Origin of the sequence: Rhodomicrobium vannielii ATCC 17100, from assembly GCF_000166055.1 — a bacterium.
GTDB lineage: Bacteria > Pseudomonadota > Alphaproteobacteria > Rhizobiales > Rhodomicrobiaceae > Rhodomicrobium > Rhodomicrobium vannielii.
Genome location: NC_014664.1, coordinates 1,172,671 through 1,193,436, shown reverse-complemented (window position 1 = coordinate 1,193,436; position 20,766 = coordinate 1,172,671). Strand labels below are relative to the sequence as shown.

The 20,766-nt window shown below is 62.9% G+C and carries 18 protein-coding genes and 1 pseudogene; 9 read left to right on the top strand and 10 right to left on the bottom strand.

What is annotated here, in order from left to right; genetic code table 11:
• Positions 1 to 8: 8 nt before the first annotated feature.
• The 8 genes from RVAN_RS05400 (at position 9) to RVAN_RS05365 (ending at position 9,572) form a co-directional block, all read left to right on the top strand.
• Positions 9 to 2,513 (top strand): transporter, encoded by a 2,505-nt coding sequence (locus RVAN_RS05400; RefSeq protein WP_013418751.1) that lies wholly within the window; start codon positions 9 to 11, stop codon positions 2,511 to 2,513.
• Positions 2,497 to 3,252 (top strand): conjugal transfer protein TrbJ, encoded by a 756-nt coding sequence (locus RVAN_RS05395; RefSeq protein WP_013418750.1) that lies wholly within the window; start codon positions 2,497 to 2,499, stop codon positions 3,250 to 3,252. The genes RVAN_RS05400 and RVAN_RS05395 overlap by 17 nt, the downstream gene beginning before the upstream one ends.
• A complete protein-coding gene (gene trbL / locus RVAN_RS05390) occupies positions 3,252 to 4,580 on the top strand; it encodes a P-type conjugative transfer protein TrbL (protein ID WP_013418749.1) in 1,329 nt (442 codons plus the stop codon). The genes RVAN_RS05395 and trbL overlap by 1 nt, the downstream gene beginning before the upstream one ends.
• 66 nt (positions 4,581 to 4,646) lie before the next feature.
• Positions 4,647 to 5,336, top strand: coding sequence for a conjugal transfer protein TrbF (trbF, locus tag RVAN_RS05385; RefSeq protein WP_013418748.1), 690 nt, complete (start codon positions 4,647 to 4,649; stop codon positions 5,334 to 5,336).
• Positions 5,337 to 5,355: 19 nt separating this feature from the next.
• Complete coding sequence (gene trbG, locus RVAN_RS05380) at positions 5,356 to 6,279, top strand: P-type conjugative transfer protein TrbG (protein ID WP_013418747.1); 924 nt, start codon at positions 5,356 to 5,358, stop codon at positions 6,277 to 6,279.
• 97 nt (positions 6,280 to 6,376) lie between these two features.
• A complete protein-coding gene (locus RVAN_RS05375; protein ID WP_013418746.1) occupies positions 6,377 to 7,669 on the top strand; it encodes a TrbI/VirB10 family protein in 1,293 nt (430 codons plus the stop codon).
• A 30-nt stretch (positions 7,670 to 7,699) separates the two neighbouring features.
• Positions 7,700 to 8,671 (top strand): sulfite exporter TauE/SafE family protein, encoded by a 972-nt coding sequence (locus tag RVAN_RS05370; RefSeq protein WP_013418745.1) that lies wholly within the window; start codon positions 7,700 to 7,702, stop codon positions 8,669 to 8,671.
• Positions 8,658 to 9,572 (top strand): sulfite exporter TauE/SafE family protein, encoded by a 915-nt coding sequence (locus RVAN_RS05365; RefSeq protein WP_013418744.1) that lies wholly within the window; start codon positions 8,658 to 8,660, stop codon positions 9,570 to 9,572. Before RVAN_RS05370 ends, RVAN_RS05365 begins: the two co-directional genes overlap by 14 nt.
• Before the next feature lie 36 nt (positions 9,573 to 9,608).
• Here RVAN_RS05365 and RVAN_RS19515 read toward each other — a convergent pair whose 3' ends face one another.
• Both RVAN_RS19515 and RVAN_RS05350 read right to left on the bottom strand, forming a co-directional pair.
• Complete coding sequence (locus RVAN_RS19515; RefSeq protein ID WP_013418743.1) at positions 9,609 to 10,043, bottom strand: helix-turn-helix domain-containing protein; 435 nt, start codon at positions 10,041 to 10,043, stop codon at positions 9,609 to 9,611.
• Between the two features lie 310 nt (positions 10,044 to 10,353).
• Positions 10,354 to 10,542 carry a hypothetical protein gene (locus RVAN_RS05350; RefSeq protein ID WP_245258037.1) on the bottom strand — a complete coding sequence of 63 codons (189 nt, stop codon included), beginning with the start codon at positions 10,540 to 10,542 and terminating at the stop codon, positions 10,354 to 10,356.
• A 274-nt stretch (positions 10,543 to 10,816) separates the two neighbouring features.
• Between RVAN_RS05350 and RVAN_RS05345 the strand changes: the two are divergent.
• Positions 10,817 to 12,255: pseudogene (locus RVAN_RS05345) on the top strand (IS1182 family transposase).
• Between the two features lie 445 nt (positions 12,256 to 12,700).
• Here RVAN_RS05345 and RVAN_RS05340 read toward each other — a convergent pair.
• From RVAN_RS05340 to RVAN_RS05305, 8 genes are all read right to left on the bottom strand, one after another.
• The gene (locus tag RVAN_RS05340) at positions 12,701 to 13,942 is read right to left on the bottom strand and encodes a (R)-mandelonitrile lyase (RefSeq protein WP_013418740.1); all 1,242 of its coding nucleotides are present in this window, start codon (positions 13,940 to 13,942) and stop codon (positions 12,701 to 12,703) included.
• On the bottom strand, positions 13,939 to 15,219 hold the full coding sequence (locus RVAN_RS05335; RefSeq protein ID WP_013418739.1) for a multidrug effflux MFS transporter: 1,281 nt from the start codon (positions 15,217 to 15,219) through the stop codon (positions 13,939 to 13,941). Before RVAN_RS05335 ends, RVAN_RS05340 begins: the two co-directional genes overlap by 4 nt.
• Positions 15,220 to 15,221: 2 nt before the next feature.
• Positions 15,222 to 15,962 carry an SDR family oxidoreductase gene (locus tag RVAN_RS05330; protein ID WP_013418738.1) on the bottom strand — a complete coding sequence of 247 codons (741 nt, stop codon included), beginning with the start codon at positions 15,960 to 15,962 and terminating at the stop codon, positions 15,222 to 15,224.
• A gap of 57 nt (positions 15,963 to 16,019) precedes the next feature.
• Entirely contained in the window at positions 16,020 to 17,009 is a 990-nt protein-coding gene (locus tag RVAN_RS05325) for an aldo/keto reductase (RefSeq protein ID WP_013418737.1), read from the bottom strand.
• Positions 17,010 to 17,087: 78 nt separating this feature from the next.
• Entirely contained in the window at positions 17,088 to 17,489 is a 402-nt protein-coding gene (locus tag RVAN_RS05320) for a (R)-mandelonitrile lyase (RefSeq protein WP_013418736.1), read from the bottom strand.
• A 209-nt stretch (positions 17,490 to 17,698) separates the two neighbouring features.
• The gene (locus tag RVAN_RS05315; RefSeq protein WP_013418735.1) at positions 17,699 to 18,529 is read right to left on the bottom strand and encodes an SDR family oxidoreductase; all 831 of its coding nucleotides are present in this window, start codon (positions 18,527 to 18,529) and stop codon (positions 17,699 to 17,701) included.
• Between the two features lie 81 nt (positions 18,530 to 18,610).
• Positions 18,611 to 19,417 carry an SDR family oxidoreductase gene (locus RVAN_RS05310; RefSeq protein ID WP_013418734.1) on the bottom strand — a complete coding sequence of 269 codons (807 nt, stop codon included), beginning with the start codon at positions 19,415 to 19,417 and terminating at the stop codon, positions 18,611 to 18,613.
• An 82-nt stretch (positions 19,418 to 19,499) separates the two neighbouring features.
• Positions 19,500 to 20,729 carry an NAD(P)-dependent alcohol dehydrogenase gene (locus RVAN_RS05305; RefSeq protein ID WP_013418733.1) on the bottom strand — a complete coding sequence of 410 codons (1,230 nt, stop codon included), beginning with the start codon at positions 20,727 to 20,729 and terminating at the stop codon, positions 19,500 to 19,502.
• Positions 20,730 to 20,766 lie beyond the last annotated feature (37 nt).

The following is a 20,766-nucleotide window of genomic DNA, read 5'->3' as shown; positions in this document are numbered from 1 at the left end:
GGGTTCTCATGCTGCGCCTGAAACAGTTCCGCGATCGCGCCAAAGGCACCGCCGATCTTCTGAATTATGCGAGCCTCATCGGCGATGGCCTTGTGCTCTGCAAGGACGGCTCGCTCCTGGCCGGCTTCCTCTACCGCGGCCCCGACAGCCAAAGCGCAACGCCCGCCGAGCTCAACTCTGTGACAAGCCGCATCAATGCGAGCCTCGCGAGGCTCGGCAGCGGTTTTGCGCTCTGGATCGACGCCGTGCGCCTTCCAGCCGCCGCTTACCCGGAGACCGACGCCTCGCATTTTCCGGACCCGATCACGGCTGCCATCGATGCCGAGCGGCGCCGCCAGTTCCTGAGCGAAGGCGCTCATTTCGAGACGGAATACGCGCTTCTCATCGCCTACACGCCGCCGCTTCGCCGCACCACCAAGATCGCCGATCTCATTTACGACGACGATCCGAAGAGCGAGCCCGAAAGCCCCGGCGACCGTCAGATCAAGATCTTCGAGCGCGTGCTTCGCGATCTCGAAGACGGCCTGTCGGATATCTTGCGGTTACGGCGCATGAAGGCCTACCGCGTGAGCGATGAAAGCGGGCGTTCGCATCTGCAGGACGAACTCATCAATTATGTGAGCTTCGCGGTCACGGGGCATCTCAGCCCCCTCAACGTGCCGCCATGCCCGATGTATTGCGATGCCTGGCTCGGTGGCCAGGAGCTTTATGGCGGCGATACCCCGAAAATGGGCGATCACTTCATCGCGGCCGTAGCCATCGAAGGCTTCCCGGCCGAATCCTGTCCCAACATGCTGGCACGGCTCGAGACGCTCGCGATCGCGTTTCGCTTTTCCTCGCGCTTCATCCCGCTCGACGCCCATGAAAGCCTCGGGCTCCTTCGCGCCTACCGGCGCAAATGGCGGCAATGGATGCGGGGGTTCTTTGCGCAAGTGTTCCGCACGGAAGGCGGCGTCGTGAATGAGGATGCCGCTCTGATGGCGGCGCAGGCCGAGAACGCCATCACCGACGCCAGCTCCAACCTCGTCGCCTTTGGCTATTACACGCCGGTCCTCATCTTGATGGGCGAGAACAGGGACGCGCTTCTCGATGAGGCGCGCCTAATAGCCCGCGAGCTTCGGCGCGAAGGTTTTGCGAGCCGCGTCGAGACGGTAAACACGCTCGAGGCCTTTCTCGGCAGCCTGCCGGCGCATGCCGTCCCGAATGTGAGGCGGCCGCTTCTCCACAGTTTGAACCTCGCCGACCTTATGCCCGCGTCGTCCATTTGGCCGGGACTTCCCGTCTGCCCGAGCCCGCTTTTCCCGGAAGGCTCGCCGCCGCTCCTTTACGGCGCCACCACCGGCTCGACGCCATTCCGGCTCAATCTGCATGTGGGCGATGTCGGCCATACGCTGATCTTCGGGCCGACCGGCGCCGGCAAGTCGACGCTGCTCGCACTCATCGCCGCGCAGTTCCGCCGCTACCGGCATGCCCGCATCACGGTCTTTGACAAGGGTCGTTCGCTTTTCGCTCTCGCTCATGCGGCCGGCGCGCAGCACTATGATCTGGCGGGCGATACGGGAAGCCCGGGCCTGTGTCCGCTCGGCAGACTCGAGACGGCTCTAGATGTGGCGTTCGCCGAAGACTGGCTTGCCACCTGCTACGAGCTTCAACAGGGAGGCGCGCCCACACCGCGGCAGAAAGAAGAAATCCATCGCGCCGTGCGGCTGATGCGCGAAACCAAAAGCGGCGAGGGCCGAAGCCTCACCGACTTTATCGCTACCGTTCAGGACAAGGACATCCGGGCGGCGCTTGGCACCTATACGATCGAAGGCGCGCTCGGCCATCTTCTCGATGCCCGGTCCGACGGCATCGAAGCGGCCTCGTTCACGGTCTTCGAGATCGAGGAACTGATGGCGCTCGGCGAGAAGAACCTGATCCCGGTGCTTCTCTATCTGTTTCGCCATTTCGAGCGCTCGCTCACGGGCGCGCCAGCCCTTCTCCTCCTCGATGAGGCTTGGGTGATGCTCGGCCATCCCGTCTTCCGGGAAAAGATCCGCGAATGGCTGAAAGTGCTGCGCAAGGCCAATTGCGCGGTGGTGCTGGCAACCCAGAGCCTTTCGGACGCGGCGCGCTCCGGCATCCTCGATGTTCTCCTCGAATCCTGCCCGACCAGGATCCTTTTGCCGAACGAGGAAGCGGACAAGGGCGGGGCGAACGGCATCGCTGGTCCCCTCGATCTTTACCGGTTGATCGGATTGAACGAGACCGAAATCGCGCTTCTGAAAAGCGCGGTCAAAAAACGCCACTACTACTATACGAGCCCGGAAGGCCGCAGGCTGTTCGAGCTCGGACTTGGTCCCGTGGCCCTGGCTTTCACCGCCGTCTCATCCCGTGAAGACGTGGCCCGCGTGCGCGCGCTCATCGAGGCCCACGGCAGGGACTGGCCGCGAGCCTGGCTCGCCGAGCGGGGCCTCGATACCAAAGACATTTTCGGAGCAACGGAGGAAGGTAGCCATGAAGAAGCAGCTTAAGGCGGCGGCGCTTGCGCTTGCCGCAATCGCTTGGCTGTCAGTCGCGGGCGTCAGGCAAAGCCTGGCCCAGGCCGTCTATTGCACGAATTGCGCGAGCGAAATCACGCAGCTTATGAATCTGGCGCGGCTCGTCGATCAGCTCGGTACGCAAGGCAATATCCTTCAGACGAACACCAATCAGTTCCAGACCATGACGGTGAACACGACGCCTTGGCCCTCGCTCGAATGGGGGGATGGAGCGGCGAACATCCAATCCGTCAACACGACGCTGGCGAGCGCCAATTCGCTGTCCTTCGCCAAGTCGGGGCTCACGGCGCAGTTTAGCCAGCACTATGGCACTTACGACAGCTACCTGACTTCGCCCGCGACGAGCGCAGCCTTTGCCGGCAAATATCAGCAATGGTCTACCAACGCCAATGCGAGCGTGCTCTCGACGCTTGAAGCGGGTTCCCTTCAGTCGGGCCAGATTGGCGGCGACGAGCTTGCGCTCATCAACCGCCTCAAGATCCAGACCGGTGCGGTGCAAGGCAATCTTGAGGCTCTGCAGACGCTTGCTCAAGTAGGGCTTCTCAATATCGAGCAGTTGCAGAAGCAGCGCCAACTCATCCTGGCCGACACGAGCCTCAAGGCGAACGCCATCCAGACTGAGGCCGACCAGAGTGCCTCCCAGCAGGCGGCCTGGCGGACGTTCATCAAAACGCAAACGACGATCCCAACAAGCGGGGGAGCGCGATTTTGATGAGGCGGCTCCGGCCAAGAACGCCGCCGAGAGAGTTTCGCTCTCCTCTTGGCTCATCGCCTGCGGCCCGAGCGGGGTGCGCGCTGATCGGCCTTGCCGTTGGCGTGGTTGTCCTCGGCATCATTTCAGCAAGCCCGGCCGAGGCCGCGGAGCCTACGACCAACGCGCTCGATGGGATCGTGCGGCTGTACCAACAAAACGCGCAGAAATGGGAGGCGACGCTTGCGACTTACGCGCAAACGTTGTTCTGGCTGCTCGCCGTGATCGAGATGTCCTATGCCGCCATCCGGCTTGCCTTTCGCGGCGCCGATGTCAGCGAATGGATGGCCGAACTCGTCAACCAGATCCTGTTCATCGGCTTTTTCCTGGCGCTGCTGGTCAATTCGAGCGCCTGGGCGGCGGCGATCGTCAACAGCTTCAGGACCGCCGCCAATGAGGCCGTGCAGGCCTCGGGCGGCACGAGCCTGATCGCGCCGTCGGACATTTTTGCAATCGGGCTCAGCATGGCCAACAAGGTGCTCGATCAGTCGAGCATCTGGAGCCCCGGCGCGAGCGTGGGCCTCATCATTTTCGCGCTCGTTTTGTTGATCTGCTTCGCCCTCATCGCCGCCTTCCTCATTCTCGCGCTCGTCGAATCCTACATCGTGATCTCGGCCGGCATCCTGTTCATGGGCTTCGGCGGATCGCGCTGGACCAAGGATTACGCGCTGAAAATGATCATCTACGCGCTGAGCGTCGGCGCGAAGCTGTTCGTGCTGCAGCTCCTGATTGGGCTTGGCCAGCAAATCTTCAATGCGCTGATCCAGAATTTCGAGACGAATACGTCCGATCTTCTCGTCTCGGTCGGCTCGGCCATCGTCATGCTGGCGCTGACCAAGATCATTCCCGACATGATCCAGGGCCTCATCAATGGCACGCAAATAAGCGGCGGCGGCGCACTCGCCGGTGTTGCCGCGGGCGCTGCCGGTGTTGGCTGGGGCGCGTTCAAGGGCGGCGTTGGTGCTGGCATGGTGGCAGCCCGAAGCTCGGCGCTTGCGAGCGAGCAAATGCAAGATGCACGCATTTCGGGCAGCTTCGGACCAGGGAGGGTGGTTCGCATGGCCGGCAATACCGCCATGGCGGCCGGCGATACGCTTGGCATGCGGCTTAGCGGTCGCATCCATTACGGCACCTGGGCGGGGCAGATGGCCGAGGCCTTGAAAGAACGAACCGTCGACCGGCAGGCGGCGAGAAGCGCGAGCGAGCCGGCCCAGCCGCAAGGATCGGTCACGGGCGCGGGCCAACCGGCACAGCCGAGCCAAGGCGGCAAGCCGCCGAAAAAGCCTTAAGCCGCGGTCCAGCAATGCGAAATGCGCGCGGTTATCAAGATTGTCTATGAGCCATCGAGAGGGATCATGAGCAGCCATCACGACGGGAGTTTCGGTTCTTCCCGTGAGGAAGGGACCAATCCCTATCTCAATGCGCGCCGCGAATGGAACGAGCGCTATGGCGATTACATCGCGCAAGCCCGAAACTGGCGGCTGGCCGCCATTCTAGCCCTCGTCGTGGCGCTGATCACGGGCGCAGGCCTCGTCTATGTCGCGAGCCAAAGCCAGATCGTTCCCTATATCGTGCGCGTCGACAAGCTCGGCTCCGCCGCCGCCGTGGATCGCGCCGACCGGCTCGTCAAGCCGGACCATCAGCTCATTGTCGCGAGCCTTGCGCGCTTCATCGCCAACATAAGAAGCGTCTACACCGATGCGGGCGCCGAGCGCGCGCTCCTGAAAGAAGCCTATGCCATGATCAACGAGCGGGGCGACGCCTATGCGCGGCTGAACGACCATATGCGCGCCCACGATCCGTTCGAGCGCGCCAAGACCGAAACCGTCATGGTGGAAGTCGAAAGCGTTCTGCCGCTGTCCGCCGATAGCTGGCGCGTCGAGTGGCGCGAAGAAACCCGAACCCGCGACGGCTCGAAGCCTCAAACCCAGCATTGGCAGGCCACGATCGCCATCACGCTGAACCCGCCATCGGACGAGGCCACCATCCGCCTCAACCCGCTTGGCATTTACATCAACAGCTACAGCTGGTCGCAACGGCTTTGACGCGAGGGGAAACTTTGTCATGCGCGCAGTGATTGTTTTTGCACTATCAGCCTTGCTTTCTGGCGCGGCGCTGGCGCAGGCGCCTCAGAGCTTTCCCGAAGGACCACCGCCGCGCGTGCCGCTGTTGGCCGGGCCGCAGCCGCCTCTGGCGCCGAAGGAGCAAAAGGGCGTGGCCTATGGCAAGGAATGGGCCGGCAATCGCGCAGGTCCTGCGCGCGGCGACGAGGGTGCAACCGTGTTCGTGTTCGGCTCCACGCTGCCGACGATTGTTTGCGCGCCGTTCTACGTCTGCGATCTCGCTCTGCAGGAAGGCGAAAGCGTCAATGATCTGAATGTCGGCGACAGCGTGCGCTGGAAGATTACGCCGGCGACGCAAGGGGCGGGCGAGGCCATCATCACCCATGTGATCATCAAGCCGACCGATGTGGGGCTCATCACCAATCTCGTCATCACCACCAATCGGCGCACCTACATCATCAAGCTTGTGAGCCGCTCGCAAGACTGGATGCCGCGCGTTTCTTTCGACTATCCCGATGACGCCAGCAGCCAGTGGAAGGCGTACCGCACCAAGGTCGAGCAGACCCGCGAAATGCGCGCGGCGGCGGCCGTGGCGCCCGCGCCCGGCAAACTCGATTTTGAGTTCGCTGTTTCGGGCGACGCGCCCTGGAAGCCGACGCGCGTCTATGCCGACGGCGTCAAGACCTACATTCTGTTTCCGCCCGAGGTTGGCTCGAGCGAGCTTCCGGCCCTTGTCGAGATCGCCGAAGACGCGAGCTTCCTTGGCCTCGACAGCCTCTTCAACGGGCCGACGACGCGGCTTGTGAACTACCGCTTCGTCGAGCACCGCTTCGAAGTCGACAAGGTCCTGACCCTGGCGCGGCTCACCTCGGGTGTGGGCACCAGCGCGAGCAGTGTCACCATCACCCGCACGCGGAGGGATTGATGATGCAAACACCCTCGGCTGCGCTCTTCGAACCAGGCGAATGCGCCGGCAGCACCGCCATTTTCAGCAGCAGCTCGACGCTTCGAGAGGTCAGACGGTGAACAAAACTCCTTCCTCCCCCGATCTCCTGGGTGGGCCGCCGTCGCGCGGCGCAGGCGTCCGGCGCTTGAACCGCGTTCCGCTCATGATCGCCATGGCGATCCTGGCGCTTATCATGGCAACCATCGCCTACACCTATCATTTGCGCCTGCAGGCCTCGAAACAGGATCCCGGCAGGGGCGGCCCGACGCAAACACCGATCGGCATTCTCGCGAACGCTCCCGACGCGGGCTACATTCCGCCCAAAGCGCCCGAGACCATCCCGGTGCTGCCGCAACCGGTCGCGCTCCAACCCGCGCCGCCTGTTCTGAACGCGCCCGATCCCAATCGTCTTGCCTGGGAGGCCTATTACAAACGCCTCGAACACTTGCGCGAGGCCCGCGAGAAGCTCGCGCTGACAGCGCTCGGAGCCGGTTCCGAAATCGAGGCCAATCTTCCAAGACGACCCACTTCGCCAGCAAGCGAGACCGCGCCGCTTTCGGCTTCGGAACAGTTTACAAGACTGGCGGCGGACCGACTTTCGCAGCTCGGCGGCGATGCCGAACGCGAGCGCGACCTCAACAGGCAGCGCGACAAGCGCGCCTTCCTCGCGGACCAGGATCCGAAAACAGCCGACCAGAACACGCTCAAGGCTCGCCGCGAAGCGCCGCGCTCACCCTACGAGGTGCGCGCCGGCACTGTGATCCCAACCGTCATGATCGGCGGGGTAAATTCCGATCTGCCGGGCCAGCTTCTGGCCCAGGTTTCAGAGAACGTCTACGACACCGCCACCGGGCGCTTCATTGTCATCCCGCAAGGATCAAAGCTCGTCGGCACCTATGATTCCGGCATTACCACCGGCCAGGAGCGGGTGCTCGTGGCCTGGACGCGGATCATCTATCCCGATGCGTCCTCGCTCGATCTTGGCCGGATGCCCGGCGCCGACGAAGGCGGTTACGCGGGCTTCAAAGATCAGGTCAACAATCATGTCTGGAAGATCTGGAGCAACGCCATCCTGCTCTCGGCCTTCTCGGCCGGCATTCAGCTCAGCCAGGGCAATGGCAACAACCAGACGAGCGGCGGGCTCAACGCGACGCAGACCATCGCGGCGTCCACCGGCCAGCAATTGGGCCAGCTCGGCCAGGAAATGGCCAAGCGCAATCTGCAAATCCAGCCGACGCTCGAGGTGAGACCGGGCTACCGCTTCGTGGTGCAGGTGACCAAGGATTTGATCCTTCGGCCCTGGGTCCCAGGCGACAAGGCGACGGTGTTTTTCGGCGGGTATCCCTATCGCGACGGGGTGCAGCGATGAGGCCATCCGAACCCACGCAGGGAGATGGCCATGGAAATTGCCCTTGATCCATCCGCCTGGGGACTTCTGATCCTGACGGGCGGTTTTATCGGCCTCTGTTTCGGGCTGTTCGGCCAGGCCGGCGGCCTTGCCCTCGCTCCGGCCCTTCTGATTGTGCTTCCCCTTTGCGGCGTGACCGCCGAGGCAGCGCCGCGGCTCTCCGCGGCGACCGCCCTTGCGATCTTGATCCCCGTGACGATCGGCCAAGCGGAGGGCAAGAACTCCTGGAAGGCGATCGATTGGGACTTCATCCTCCTTCTTGCGCCAAGTGCTGCCGTGGGCGCGGTGATCGCCGCGATGGTCGCGGATAATGTGGACGGCCGGATCGTTGCGCTTCTTCTCGGTTCAGGACCCATCCTTCTGGCCCTTCGACTCTCGAGGCATGCGGGCGGCGGCGGAGCCGATGGTCAGCCGCGCAATCCTTCGCTCATTGCCCTGACGCTGAAAACGGTCGCGGGCGGAGCGTTCGCCGCCCTTACTGGTGTGAGCGCGGGCTTGGTTTTGGCGCCCGCGCTCGCCAGGGCTCTGCCTTCCGCAAAGGCAACCGCCACCGCGAGCGCCTTGACCTTGCCCTTTGCGTTCACCGCCTCGGTCGGCGCTCTCTTGGTCCCGGCGCCCCTGACCTGCGGGCCGGCCTGCGCCGGCGTCCTCTTCCTACCAGCGCTGGCCGCAATCGGCATGAGTGCCGTCCTCATCGCGCCGCTTGCGCTGCGGCTCAGACCCTTCTTGCTGTCGGGCCCGGCGAGCCGGCTGATGGCGGTCTTCGCCATGGCACTTCTGTGCACAGTCGGCCTTCGCTCTGAGGGCCTTGGCAGCCTTTTGGCAGAGACTCGAGAAAGCGCTCTCGACCTTGTGCTGGGTTCGCTTTGCGAGCCACAGCCCGCTCCCGCCGCGCCAATCTTCATAAGTGAGAAAACCTTGGCCACACCTCGACCGGCGGGGAGCGGCAATGACGCCTTTTGACTGGGTCCTGCTCGCCGCCGTCGGCTGCATCTCAGGTCTCTCCGCAGGACTGTTGGGTATCGGCGGCGGCCTCGTCGTGGTGCCGAGCCTCATCTACGGGCTGCCATTGTTGGGCATCTCCGGGCCCGACGTGCCGAAAATCGCTACCGCCACTTCGCTGGCGCTCGTCATTCCAACCGCGCTTGCAAGCGCCCAGGCCCATGCGGCAAAGGGCGCCGTCTGTCTCAGATGTGCCGCCCTCCTGGCGCCCGCCCTGATCGCAGGCGCCTTTCTGGCAACAATGCTCGCGCCCTTTCTCGATGCGCGCATGATCGTCGCGGTCTTCGTCCTCTACGCGATTGTATTCACATGGGGGGTGCTGAGGCCCGAAAGGGCGAGAGCCGCCGCCACCCCGGACAGACTTGGCGCCAAACGCCTGGCAGAGACCGCGCTGAAGAGTGTGAGCGGCGGGGCGCTTGCTGCACTCCTTGGGTTTGGCGGAGCCTTCTTCTGCGTCCCGATCCTGTCGCGCTTCGTGTCCATGAAGAAGGCGATCGGAACGGCGTCCGCGCTCGGCCTTCCGCTCGCTGCGGCGGGCGTTGCGGGCTATCTTCTGGCGCCTTCGCCCGAAGGCTGTTCCACCGCTTGCGCGGGCGCGATTTTCATGCCGGCAATCGGCGTCGCAAGCGTTCTGACCGCGCCCGTTGGCGCAAGGCTTGCGCATAGCTTACCCGTTGCCCTTCTGAAACGTGTCTTCGCCGTGCTCCTGCTTCTCACCGCCGCGTCTCTCACGCTCAAAATCACGCCCCAGATCCCGCGTCCAGCCCCTCACCTGAAAGCTGCCCTGCTTCGTCTCGCCGAGCCTGTTTGCCGGGACCGGGCGGAAGCGAAGCTCAGCCTTCAAGGGCTCCACCGTCCTTGATTCGGGAGGACACGACGAAGGATCAGGGGTCGCGCCTCATTCTCCGGGGCGCACCTCGTTTGCGCAATCCTCGCCAAACATTTCGCGGGACAACACACGCTGACCTGTCTCCGAAAGCGAGTGCCAAAGCTGTGGCCGCTTGCGCCAATGGTCGACCAACTCGCAATCGAGAGCCTTCAGGCCGTCGGGCTCGTTGCCTTCGCCTTCATCCGAGCGCCCTCCAGGCGCCGGGATCTCGGCGTTCAATTTCAGACGGACGCCTGGCCCACCGCCGCTATCGGCGAAAATGAATTCCAGTCCAGCGTCCTCGTAGACGCGCTGCACCGTTTGCAGCGTTGCGCTCTGCGCCGGAAGACCGGCCTCGATGCGCTGGGCGGTATTGACGTGAATGCGAGCCTTTTCGGCCAGCTCACGAATGGTCCAGCCTAGAGCCGCGCGCGCCATCTTCAATTGTATCGTTGACACCTTCATTGTATCATATATACATTCATAGCCATAAGCATTGTGACGCTAACACATTGGCGAGCGTGGGGGTATGCCCATGAAGCTTACTGTTGCGGACCTCAAAAGTCTCAAGGCTTTGCTGCGATATGCGCGCGAACTGATCGACGACGCGGCGAACACCTCCCGAGCGGCAGACGATACCGCGCGTCACATTAGGCTTCGAAGCCTATCCCGCCAAGTCGACGATGAACTCGACAGTCTCGCTCAGTCTCTTGCAGCCGCGGAACGTGCCGCCAAATCGTGATCGCGACGCCAAATTCAACCGAACAGCGACTCTCTAAAGCTGCCTCTTCGGCAAAGGAGGCGCGGGATAACGGCCGGCAATCAGGTTCCAATACGCCCAGGATCGCGCATCGATGATCCCAGGCGGCGCCCGATCGAGCGCCTCGACCAAGTCTTCCGGCAGGACATATCGGCGAAGCACCTGCATGTCCTCATGGGTGGCGCGCGCCATGGCGTAGGCCATGAAACGAACGGGATCTGAAAGCGCAGCAGACGCCGGCTCGAACCAGATGATCCGCCTAGCGATCCTCGAAGTTTCTGGCGTCAAGGGTATCACTCTCACCGCTTTCGTCCCTGATCGAGCTTCTTACCAGACCCCATTGCGCCGCGACGGTTAAACGCAAATGCCGGCCCGACAGGCGTTTATCCCCGATCGCCGAGTTCTTCCGAGTCGGGTCGAGGCTGTGTGGAAACGCTTGAATCCTGTAGGCTTCTGCAAGTGATTTGCGGGGGTCGGAATGAAACGTTTCATCGAAGGCGAGGATCGCCGGCAGGCGACGCTACTTCCTGACTGCCTGGAAGACTATATCTCAGACGATAATCCCGTCCGGGTCATCAAGGCTTTTATTGACGAACTCGATCTTAGGGCTCTCGGCTTCGAAGGCGTCGCGCCAGCAGCGACAGGGCGGCCTGGCTATCATCCGGCAGCGCTTTTGAAGATTTACCTTTACGGCTATTTGAACCGCATCCCGTCGAGCCGCCGGCTGGAAGGGAAACCCAACGCAACATGGAACTGATGTGGCTGACGGGCCGCTTGATGCCCGACTTCAAGACCATCGCCGATTTCCGTCGCGACAATGGCCCTGCGATCCGCGCGGTCTGCACGCAGTTCGTTGCGCTATGCCGCCGGCTGAACCTGTTCACTCAGGCGATCGTCGCCATCGATGGCAGCAAGTTCAAAGCAGTCAACAACCGGGATAAGAATTTCACGAGAGCCAAAGTTCAAAAACGCATGGAGCAGGTGGAGGCTTCCATCGCGCGCTATCTCGACGCACTGGAGCGCGCGGACCGTGAAGACAGCGATGTGGCCGAGGCCAGGACGGGCCGCTTGAAGGAGAAGATCGCGGGCCTCAAACGGCAGATGCAAAGCTTCAAAGAGATGGGAAAGCAGGTCGAGGCTGCGCCCGATAAACAGATCTCCCTCACCGATCCTGACGCGCGCTCAATGGCGACAAGCGGGAGGGGCACTGGCATGGTCGGCTACAACGTACAAATGGCCGTCGACGCCAAGCACCATCTGATTGTGGCCCATGAGGTCATCAACGAGGGTCACGACCGCTCCCAACTCGCCGCAATGGGCAAAAAGGCTTTGGAAGCAACGGGGCAGGAGGAAATCACAGCGCTGGCCGATCGCGGCTATTACAACGGCGAGGAGGTGCTGGCGCTGGACGGAACGGGCGTCCTGCCTTGCGTGCCCAAGACGCAAACTTCAAACAATCCAAACCGCGGGCTTTTTAGCGGGCAGGACTTTATCTACGATGCCCAGCATGACCGCTACACCTGCCCCGCGGGCGAACATCTGACCAAAGGCGCGGTACGCTCAGATCGTCGGGATAATATCGATCACTATCGCAATCTTACGGCCTGCTTGACCTGCGCGCTGAAGCCCCAATGCACGACTGACAAGATCCGACGCGTCAAACGCTGGCAGCACGAAGGCGTCCTGGACAAGATGCAGGCAAGGCTCGACCGTCTGCCCGAAGCCATGAAGATCCGCCGCCAGACTGTCGAGCACGCCTTCGGAACTCTCAAAGCCTGGATGGGCGCCACCCACTTCCTCACCAAAACGCTCAAAAACGTGCGGACGGAGATGAGCTTGCAGGTGCTGGCCTACAATATGAAGCGCATGATCAACATGTTCGGGGTCAAGCCGCTGATGAAGGCGATCGCCGCCTAGCGGGAGCAGGTTGAAACATCATTTCCTTGCTCGGAGGGCAAAGGCAACGCCAGCCCCACCGTTCGCTTCATCGCGTTTTCCCACGGCCTCGGTCGATAGCGGTCCTGCCGGCTTTCTCGCGATCTCATGTTCGTCAAGTCGGCTTCCCGATCCCAATGCGGTCTTTTCCGAAATGCCACCCAATCCCGCCTTTGACCCATTCTTGACCTGGCTGTGATCTCCAAATGCGGACGTTGAACCGTTGTACGCCCCGATTGAAGAGCGACGAAGAACCGATAGAGGCCTTATTTCGTTGGGGCCCCAAGATACGGTCTTGTTGGTGAGGACTGTCTCGACCGGAAGCATGCCCTTGCCGATTCAGGAGATAATTTTCTCATGGGTATTCGTATCGCGGATCGGGGGAGGGGGTGTTATCAATTGTGATAGCGGCAAACGAGGAGCGCAGCTATCGACCCCGCGATTTTGTCGGCTCCCTCGGTTCAGATGGCGAGCCGGCGCGGTAGGCTTCGTCAGCGACGAGTTCCATCCAGGTCACGGCGCTTCCGTCAAGCGCTTCGGCAACGGCGAAGTGAGTCATCGGCTGGTCAGTCGTCGCGCCATGCCAATGGCGGACGTTCGGCGGAATCCAGACGACGTCGCCGGGATCCACTTCCTCTTTCGGTCCGCCTTCCTTCTGCACCCAACCGCGGCCGGAGATAATGAACAGGGTTTGCCCCAGCGGATGGGTGTGCCAAGCCGTCCGTGCACCGGCCGAGAAGGCCACGGTGCCGCCGCCGATCAGCGCGGGCTCGTCACCCCGGTACAAGCCGTACACCCGCACCTCGCCGGAGAAGCGGTCTGTTGGACCAGGGGACGCGGTTTCGGGCGCGGCGCGAATGATCCGCAGATCAGCGCCGGGCATTGGGCTTGCGGGCTTCGCCGCAGCCTCGCGACCGGCAAAGACACGTTCGAGGACAGGCACCGCCGACATCGCACGCGGCCACCCGGCATAGAAGCCCAAATGTGTCGCTACCTCGGCCGCCTCGCGGCGGGTAAGCCCGTTGTCCATCGCGCGATTGAGGTGGAATGGCAGTTGTTCGGGCTGTCCGGTGGCGATCAGGGCCGCCATGGTGGCCAGACTACGGTCGCGTGGAGAAAGCTCCGCCCGGCGCCAGAGGTCGCCGAACAGCACGCGGTTGGTTAACTCGGCCAGCGCCGGGGCGGTTGGTGTCACCGAGCGCTCGATGATGGACATGCGGGCCGTCTCGGCAGCCGCTTCGAGGTCGATCGGCGGGACACCACCGCCCTCCGCCATCGGACCGATCCCGCGCTCGTCAAACACCTTCTTTACTTCGGTCACAGCCGAGATCGCATTCGGCCAACCGGAATAAAATGCGAGCTGGGTGATGAGTTCGCCGATCTCGCCCGGCTTCACGCCGTTGTCGAGGGCGCGGCGAACGTGACCGCCGATTTGCGCGGTCTTTCCGGTAGAAACGAGCGCGGCCACGGTGATCAGGCTGCGGTCGCGCGGTGCGAGTTCTTCTCGCAGCCATACCTCGCCAAAGAGCACATCGTCGGTGAAATGGCCGAGACCGGGCGCCACCTGGTTAACCTCTGGCGGAGCAACGCGAGGCCGCTGGTATTGCTGCGCCTCGGCACCGGCTGCTGCAAGAGCCGAGATCGCAATGCTGGCCGCTATCTTCTTCATGTCGTCACCTCATTGATTGCGGGTACGTTCTTGTGGACGACGAGGAACGCGCACAGCAGGCTGCCGATGCCGGTCACTGCAATGACCCATCCCATCGGCCAGGGTGTGCCATCGGCAAAGCCGCCGACGAGGCCCGAACTGGCGATACCCGCGCCGTATTGAAGAGCGCCCACTAAAGCCGACACGGCGCCAGCCTGCTCCGGGAAATCCGCCATTGCCCCAGCTATCGAGTTTGCAACGATGAAGCCGGTGACCGAAACAAACAGCAGTAGAGGCACGAACAGACCCCAGAGGCCGCCCCAATCGGTAAAGGAAGTCGCTGCAACAATGATCCCTGCAAGCGCCGCCGCTGCCGTTCCGCTAACCAGCATCCTGTCGATGCCGTAGTGGAGCACCAGTCGCGTGTTGAGGATATTGGTGGCGATGATGCCGAGAATGCCTGCGCCGAACAGGAAGCCGTAAAACTCGGCGGCCACGTGATGATAGGTGATGAAGGCGAATGGCGTACCGGCGATATAGGCGTACATGCCGCCATAGAAGAACGCGCCAGCGCCAGCGTAACCGAGGATCTTGCGGTTCAGAAGAAGCCTGCCGTATTCGCCAAATGCGCCCATGAGAGGCGCTGTCTGACGCCGCGCCGCGGGCAAGGTTTCGGGAAGAGTAAACAGGGCCGCAAGCGTCAAGATGCCGACGCCGACCAGCGTCCAGAAGATGGCGCGCCAGCCAGCCAATTCAGCAATCTGCCCGCCAAGGATCGGGCCGAGCAGCGGTGCGATCGCCATGATGGCGATCAGGGTCGAGAGCATCTGGGCGGCGCGCGGCCCCTGATACAGGTCTCGCACCATGGCCCGGGACAACACGACCCCGGCGCAAGCGCCGAGCGCTTGCACGATGCGCCAGATAATGATCGTCTCGACACTTCCCGACAGCGCGCATCCGGCCGAGCCAATGACGAACAGGATGAGCCCCGCAGCCAGCGGGACTCGGCGGCCATAGCGATCGCTGACAGCACCCCAGACCAGTTGTCCGAGACTGAAGCCGATCAGAAAGCCCGAGATGGTGTATTCCACGCTGCCGGTCGTTGCATTGAGCGCACGCGCCATCGTCGGCATGGCCGGCAGGTAGAAATCCGTGGAGATCGATGCAAACCCCATCAGTGCGCTCAGGATGGCAAGCACATGCCATTGGCTGGGCGCGTTGATGGGAGTTGCCGTCACCTCGTGGAGGACGGTAGCATGGCTGTCGGGCGCGTCGGCGACCATCACGGTATCAGCCAAGATCAAAGCTCCTGCCTTGTCGGACGAAACAGGATCTCGTTGATGTCGACGTCTTCCGGCTGGCTCATCGCGAACAGCACGCAACGGGCAAAACTCGAAGCCGGTATTGCATTCTGCGCATAAAATCCCTGTGTAGCCTTGGCGACTTCCGGTGCAGTGATGCTGGCCGGTAGTTCCGTGTCGACGGCGCCCGGAGAGAGGATCGTCGTGCGAATGTTGTAGGGCTTGACCTCCTGGCGCAGTCCTTCCGAAATTACCCGAACGGCGTGTTTCGTCGCCGCGTAGACGACGTTGCCGGGCCTGACCTTGTGACCGGCGACCGAAGACACGTTGATGAAGTGTCCGCTCCTCTGGTCCTTCATGTAGGGAAGGGCTGCGGCAATGCCGTAGAGCACGCCCTTGATGTTGACGTCGATAACGTTGCTCCACTCCTTGATCTGCCGGAGTTCGAGCGGCGCCAGCGGCATGGTGCCTGCATTGTTGATCATCACGTCGATGCGGCCATGGATGGCAATCGCCTTGTCGACGAGGGCTTGCACCTGAGATGGGTCGGCGACATCGGTGCCGACAATCGCGTCAGTGCCGATGCCCAATTCCGCGGCCAGCGCCTTCAGCCGATCGACGCGCCGGGCGCCCAGCACGACCTTGGCGCCATTCCTCACCAGATGGCGGGCAGTCTCCGCGCCCAGCCCGCTGCTTGCGCCGGTAATGACGACGACTTTACCTGTGATATTCTCTGTCATGATAGTCTCCAGATGGAATGGCGGCAGACGGTGCGCCTCGGCGGCGCACCTTCGTGCTCAAAGCCCGGTCGTCTTCAAAAGCTGTTCGGGATAACGCTCCCCCTCGATCTTGATCGCGGCGGCGGCGCGTTCGATCTCCGCGAGATCGCCTTCCGTCAGCACGACGTCTGCTGAAGCGATATTTTCTTCAAGGCGATGAAGCTTCGTGGTGCCCGGGATCGGCACGATCCACGGCTTCTGCGCCAGCAGCCACGCAAGCGCGATCTGGGCAGGCGTCGCGCCCTTCTCAGCGGCAATGCGCTTCAACAGATCGATCAGCGCCTGATTCCGTTCCATCGCCTCCGGCGTGAAGCGCGGCAGGATCTTGCGGAAGTCGTTCTCGGCAATCTTGGTATCCTTGCTCATGGCTCCGGTCAGGAAGCCCTTGCCGAGCGGGCTATACGGGACGAGGCCGACGCCGAGTTCCTCGCACGCTTCGAGGATGCCGTTGGTCTCCGGGCCGCGCGTCCAGAGCGAGTACTCGTTCTGAAGGGTGGTGACCGGCTGAACCGTATGGGCACGGCGAAGCGTTTGCGCGCCTGGCTCGGATAGGCCGAAATGCTTGACCTTGCCCTCCGCGATCAAGTCCTTGACCGTGCCGGCAACATCCTCGATCGGCACGTTTGGATCGACGCGGTGCTGGTACAAAAGGTCGATCTGCTCGATGCCAAGCCGCTTCAGCGATCCTTCCGCGGCCGCTCGGATGCGCTCAGGCTTGCTGTTGGTGCCCGCCATCTTGCCGTCGACGATGTTGAAGCCGAACTTGGTGGCGATCACGACCCGATCGCGGACCGGCCTCAGCGCTTCGCCGACGATTTCTTCATTGGTGTAAGGGCCGTAGATTTCCGCCGTGTCGAAAAAGGTGACGCCGCGTTCCACGGCCTGGCGGATCAGCGTGATGCTGTCCTGGTTGCTCAGGGCTGTGCCATAGCTGAAATTCAGCCCCATGCAGCCGAACCCGATGGCCGAGACTTCGAGGCCGCTGTTGCCGAGTTTCCGTTTTTGCATCTGTTTTCTCCTTTGATTCGTTTTGGATCGACCCGCACCGAAGCAAATCGTTCGTGTCGGCGACCTGCCGTCGCAGGATCAGCTTGCAGGCTGATATTCGGCGTCGGTGACATGCTCCAGCCATTCGACGGATTTGCCGTCCTTGGCCTCGGCGATGGCGATGTGGCTCATGGCGGTGTTCGGGGAAGCTCCGTGCCAGTGCTTCTCGCCCGGTTCGAACCAGACGATGTCGCCGGGCCGGATCTCCTCGATCGGGCCACCTTCGCGCTGCACGCGACCGAGGCCGGTGACGACAATCAGCGTTTGTCCCAGCGGATGGGTATGCCAGGCAGTGCGGGCGCCGGGCTCAAACGTCACCGTTGCGCCGCCGACTTGCGCCGGCGCATCCGCCTGGAACCATCCGTCGATGCGCACGATCCCGGTAAACCATTCGGTCGGCCCCTTCGCGGAGGAAATCGAGCCCAGCCTGGTGATCTTCATCATCTTCTCCTGTCGGCCGTCGCAAACGGCAAGGACGTCATGCCAGACAGAAGATACGCCCAAACCTTTGTTTCGATTAGATCATATATTCCAAATGGGCTTATGCTGGATATTCATATGTCGCTGCTCAGGTTCACCGCGACGGAGCCACATCCTTTGGCATGGCGCCCATGCGACACGCCTCCGGGTCAATCACGCATGCCGATCGCCTATTGCTTTGGCGCGAGTTCGCCGTACCAGTAGGACGCGGTAACGCCACCATCCATGAGGATATCGCTACCCGTTATGAACGCACCGTCGGCACCCATCAGCAGCGCTCCGACGGTGCCGACCTCGTCCGGGGTGCCGGCACGGCCGGTCGGACACAGGTCGATCATGCGCTGATAGCCTGCGCCGCGGGGGCCGGTCAGCTCATCCTTTGCGAGCGGGGTGATAATGATGCCCGGGCTGATCGTATTGACCCTCGCGCCGCGCTTGCCCCAGCGGACCGCCTCGGCCATCACCCGCAGCGAATTGCAGCGCTTGGAGATCTGATAGGCATGCAGGGAATCGGTCACCTGATCCGGCTGCAGCATAGGCAGCGCCAGCAGCGCGTCGGTTGGCGTGGTCGCAAGGGCCTTGTCCTGTTCGGGGGTCAGCGCGGGCAAGCGGTGGCCGGACATCGACGCGATGACGACGCAAGAGCCGCCGGGCGCGATGACATTGCCGAATTCTTCGAGCACCAGTGCCGTGCCGTAGAGATCGACCCTCAGAATGACTTGCGGCGTTGCCTGCGACGGAGAGACGCCCGCGGCGTGAATGACACCTGTGACATCTCCGAGAGCCGTCGCGGCCTTGACCAGCGCGCCGACCGACTCGCGTGATGACACGTCGACGGTCGCGGTGCTTACCTCGAAGCCTGCTTCGCTCAGCACCTTTGCCGCCGCGTCGGCATTCTCCTTGCGTAGGTCCGCCAGCAAGACATGCTTGCCTGCGCTCACCCGTCGGGCAATCGCCTGACCGATCGATCCGGCTCCGATAACGACGATGACATTGGTCATTGTTCTTTCCTTTTCGCGAAATAGCAGCGATCGGGCATTGCCGGTGCCTCGACCTTTGCCTTCTCTGCAATCCATCCTTCTTCAGACTGCGTCTGCGACCCTCAGCGCAGCCACGGCTGCGAGGTCGCCGCGCACATACTGCGGTTCGTCCTGAAGCGGCATGTTCGGCAGATCCCGCACGCCATCGAGCGCGCCTTGAGGATCGGCATCGAGCGCGGCAAACAAGGTGTCGAAACTTTTGGGTTCGGGGCCCTTCTCGGCGACCAGTTCGAACGACTTCCTGAGCGCCTGATCCGACGACAGGCTGCACACCAGCACCTGCGCAATCTGGCGCCGCGCGATCACGCCGTCGCTCGGGTCGCCCGCGTGCCGCCGGTCGCCCTGCAATAAAACGATGCGATGCTGGTCGGCGGCGTTGTAATCGAACCAGCCGGGCCGCACGATGGTGTAGGGCAGGCCGCTCGCGCGAACGAGCCGCTCGGATCGGCGCTTCCAGTCGTGGGCCTCGGTGGAAAGATTGTACCGGCTAAGGCGGTCGGTGACGCCTATTGCAGTCATGAGGGCTATACGGGCGCGGCGGGATCCAAGAGCCGCCAGCACATTGCGCACGCCGCCGTAGCTCACCTGCTCCGCACCGGCCTTCCCCAGGCCATCCGCGCCCAGCGTCAGAACGATGGCATCGACACCATCGACGGCGGCCCGAAGCGATTCCGGCCTCGTCACGTCGCCAACGACCACCTGCGCTTGCGCCGGGAGCAGGCGGGCCTTTGCCTCGCTACGGACAAGCGCGCGCACGGCATGGCACTGCGCAAGCGCCACTTCGACGACAAGGCGTCCAATACTTCCTGTTGCGCCAACGGCCAGAACCGTCAACGGGGCGATTTTCATGACATCTCCAATTTTTCTTCGGGCTTGCCGTGCGTTCGACCGCTTTCAGATGCGGCCGACCGCTGGCGCGCGGGCCCGCGCCTCAGCCTCGGCGCGCCGGTTTCCCGCCGTTGAGCGTCGCCATGTCGATGACGAACCGATAGCGCACATCCTTGGCCACCACCCGGTCATAGGCACGGTTGATATCCTCGACGCCGATCATCTCGATATCGGCCGTGATGTTGCGCGCGGCGCAGAAATCGATCACCTCCTGCGTCTCGGCGATGCCGCCGATCTGCGAGCCGGCGAGGCTCTTGCGGCCCATGATCTGGGCGATACTGTCGACGCCTTCGAGAGGTGCAAGGGCTCCGACATTGACCAGCGTTCCATCGAGTTTGAGCGCGTCGAGGAAGGGCTTGGCGTTGAACGCCTGCGGCACGGTCGCGATGATGAAGTCGAACTGGTTTGCGACCCGGCGCATCGCTTCGGCATCGCTCCACAGCACCGCCTCGCGCGCACCAAGGCGCTGGGCGTCCGCGACCTTGGCCGGGGTTGTGGTGAAGACCGTCACCTGCGCGCGTCTCGCCACCGCAAGCTTGACGGCCACATGGCCGAGCCCGCCGAGCCCCACCACGCCGACCCGCTGGCCCGGCTCGACCTTCCAGTGCTGCAGGGGCGAGAAGGTGGTGATCCCGGCGCACAGCAGCGGCGTCATCGCCGCCAGATCCGCGCCCGGCGGCATGCGGATCACAAAATGCTGGTCGACGACGACGCGCTCCGAATAGCCGCCATAGGTCTGGCCGCCCGACACCTTGTCGGAAGACGCATAGGTCAGGGTGACGCCATTGAGGCAGTTCTGTTCGCGGTCGACGATGCAATTCTCGCAGACACGGCAGGACGCAACCATGCAGCCGACGCCGCCGATGTCGCCGACCTTGAATTTGGTGACTTCGCTGCCGATCGCCGCGATGCGACCCACGATTTCGTGGCCGGGGACCAGCGGATAGGTCTCCTTGCGCCACTCCTCGCGCACATGGTGGATGTCGGAGTGGCAGATGCCGGCATAGAGAATTTCGATCAGGACATCGCGCGGGCCGACCGCGCGGCGCTCTATCGTTATCGGTGCAAGGCCGCTGGTCGCACTCCGCGCGCCATAGGCCCGGGCTGTGAACGGAACGCTGCCGAGCGGACGGTCAGAAGCCTCGGCCGCCGCGAGCGTCGCGCCGCCGAGCACGGGGGCCGCAGCCAGCCCCGCCACACCCGCGAGAAGCGTCCGGCGGTCCATCTCGCATTTGCCATGGCAATTCCCATGGTCGTGTTCAGATCCAGTCATGACGACATCTCCAGCCTTGTTGTTTCGAGCTATTTTT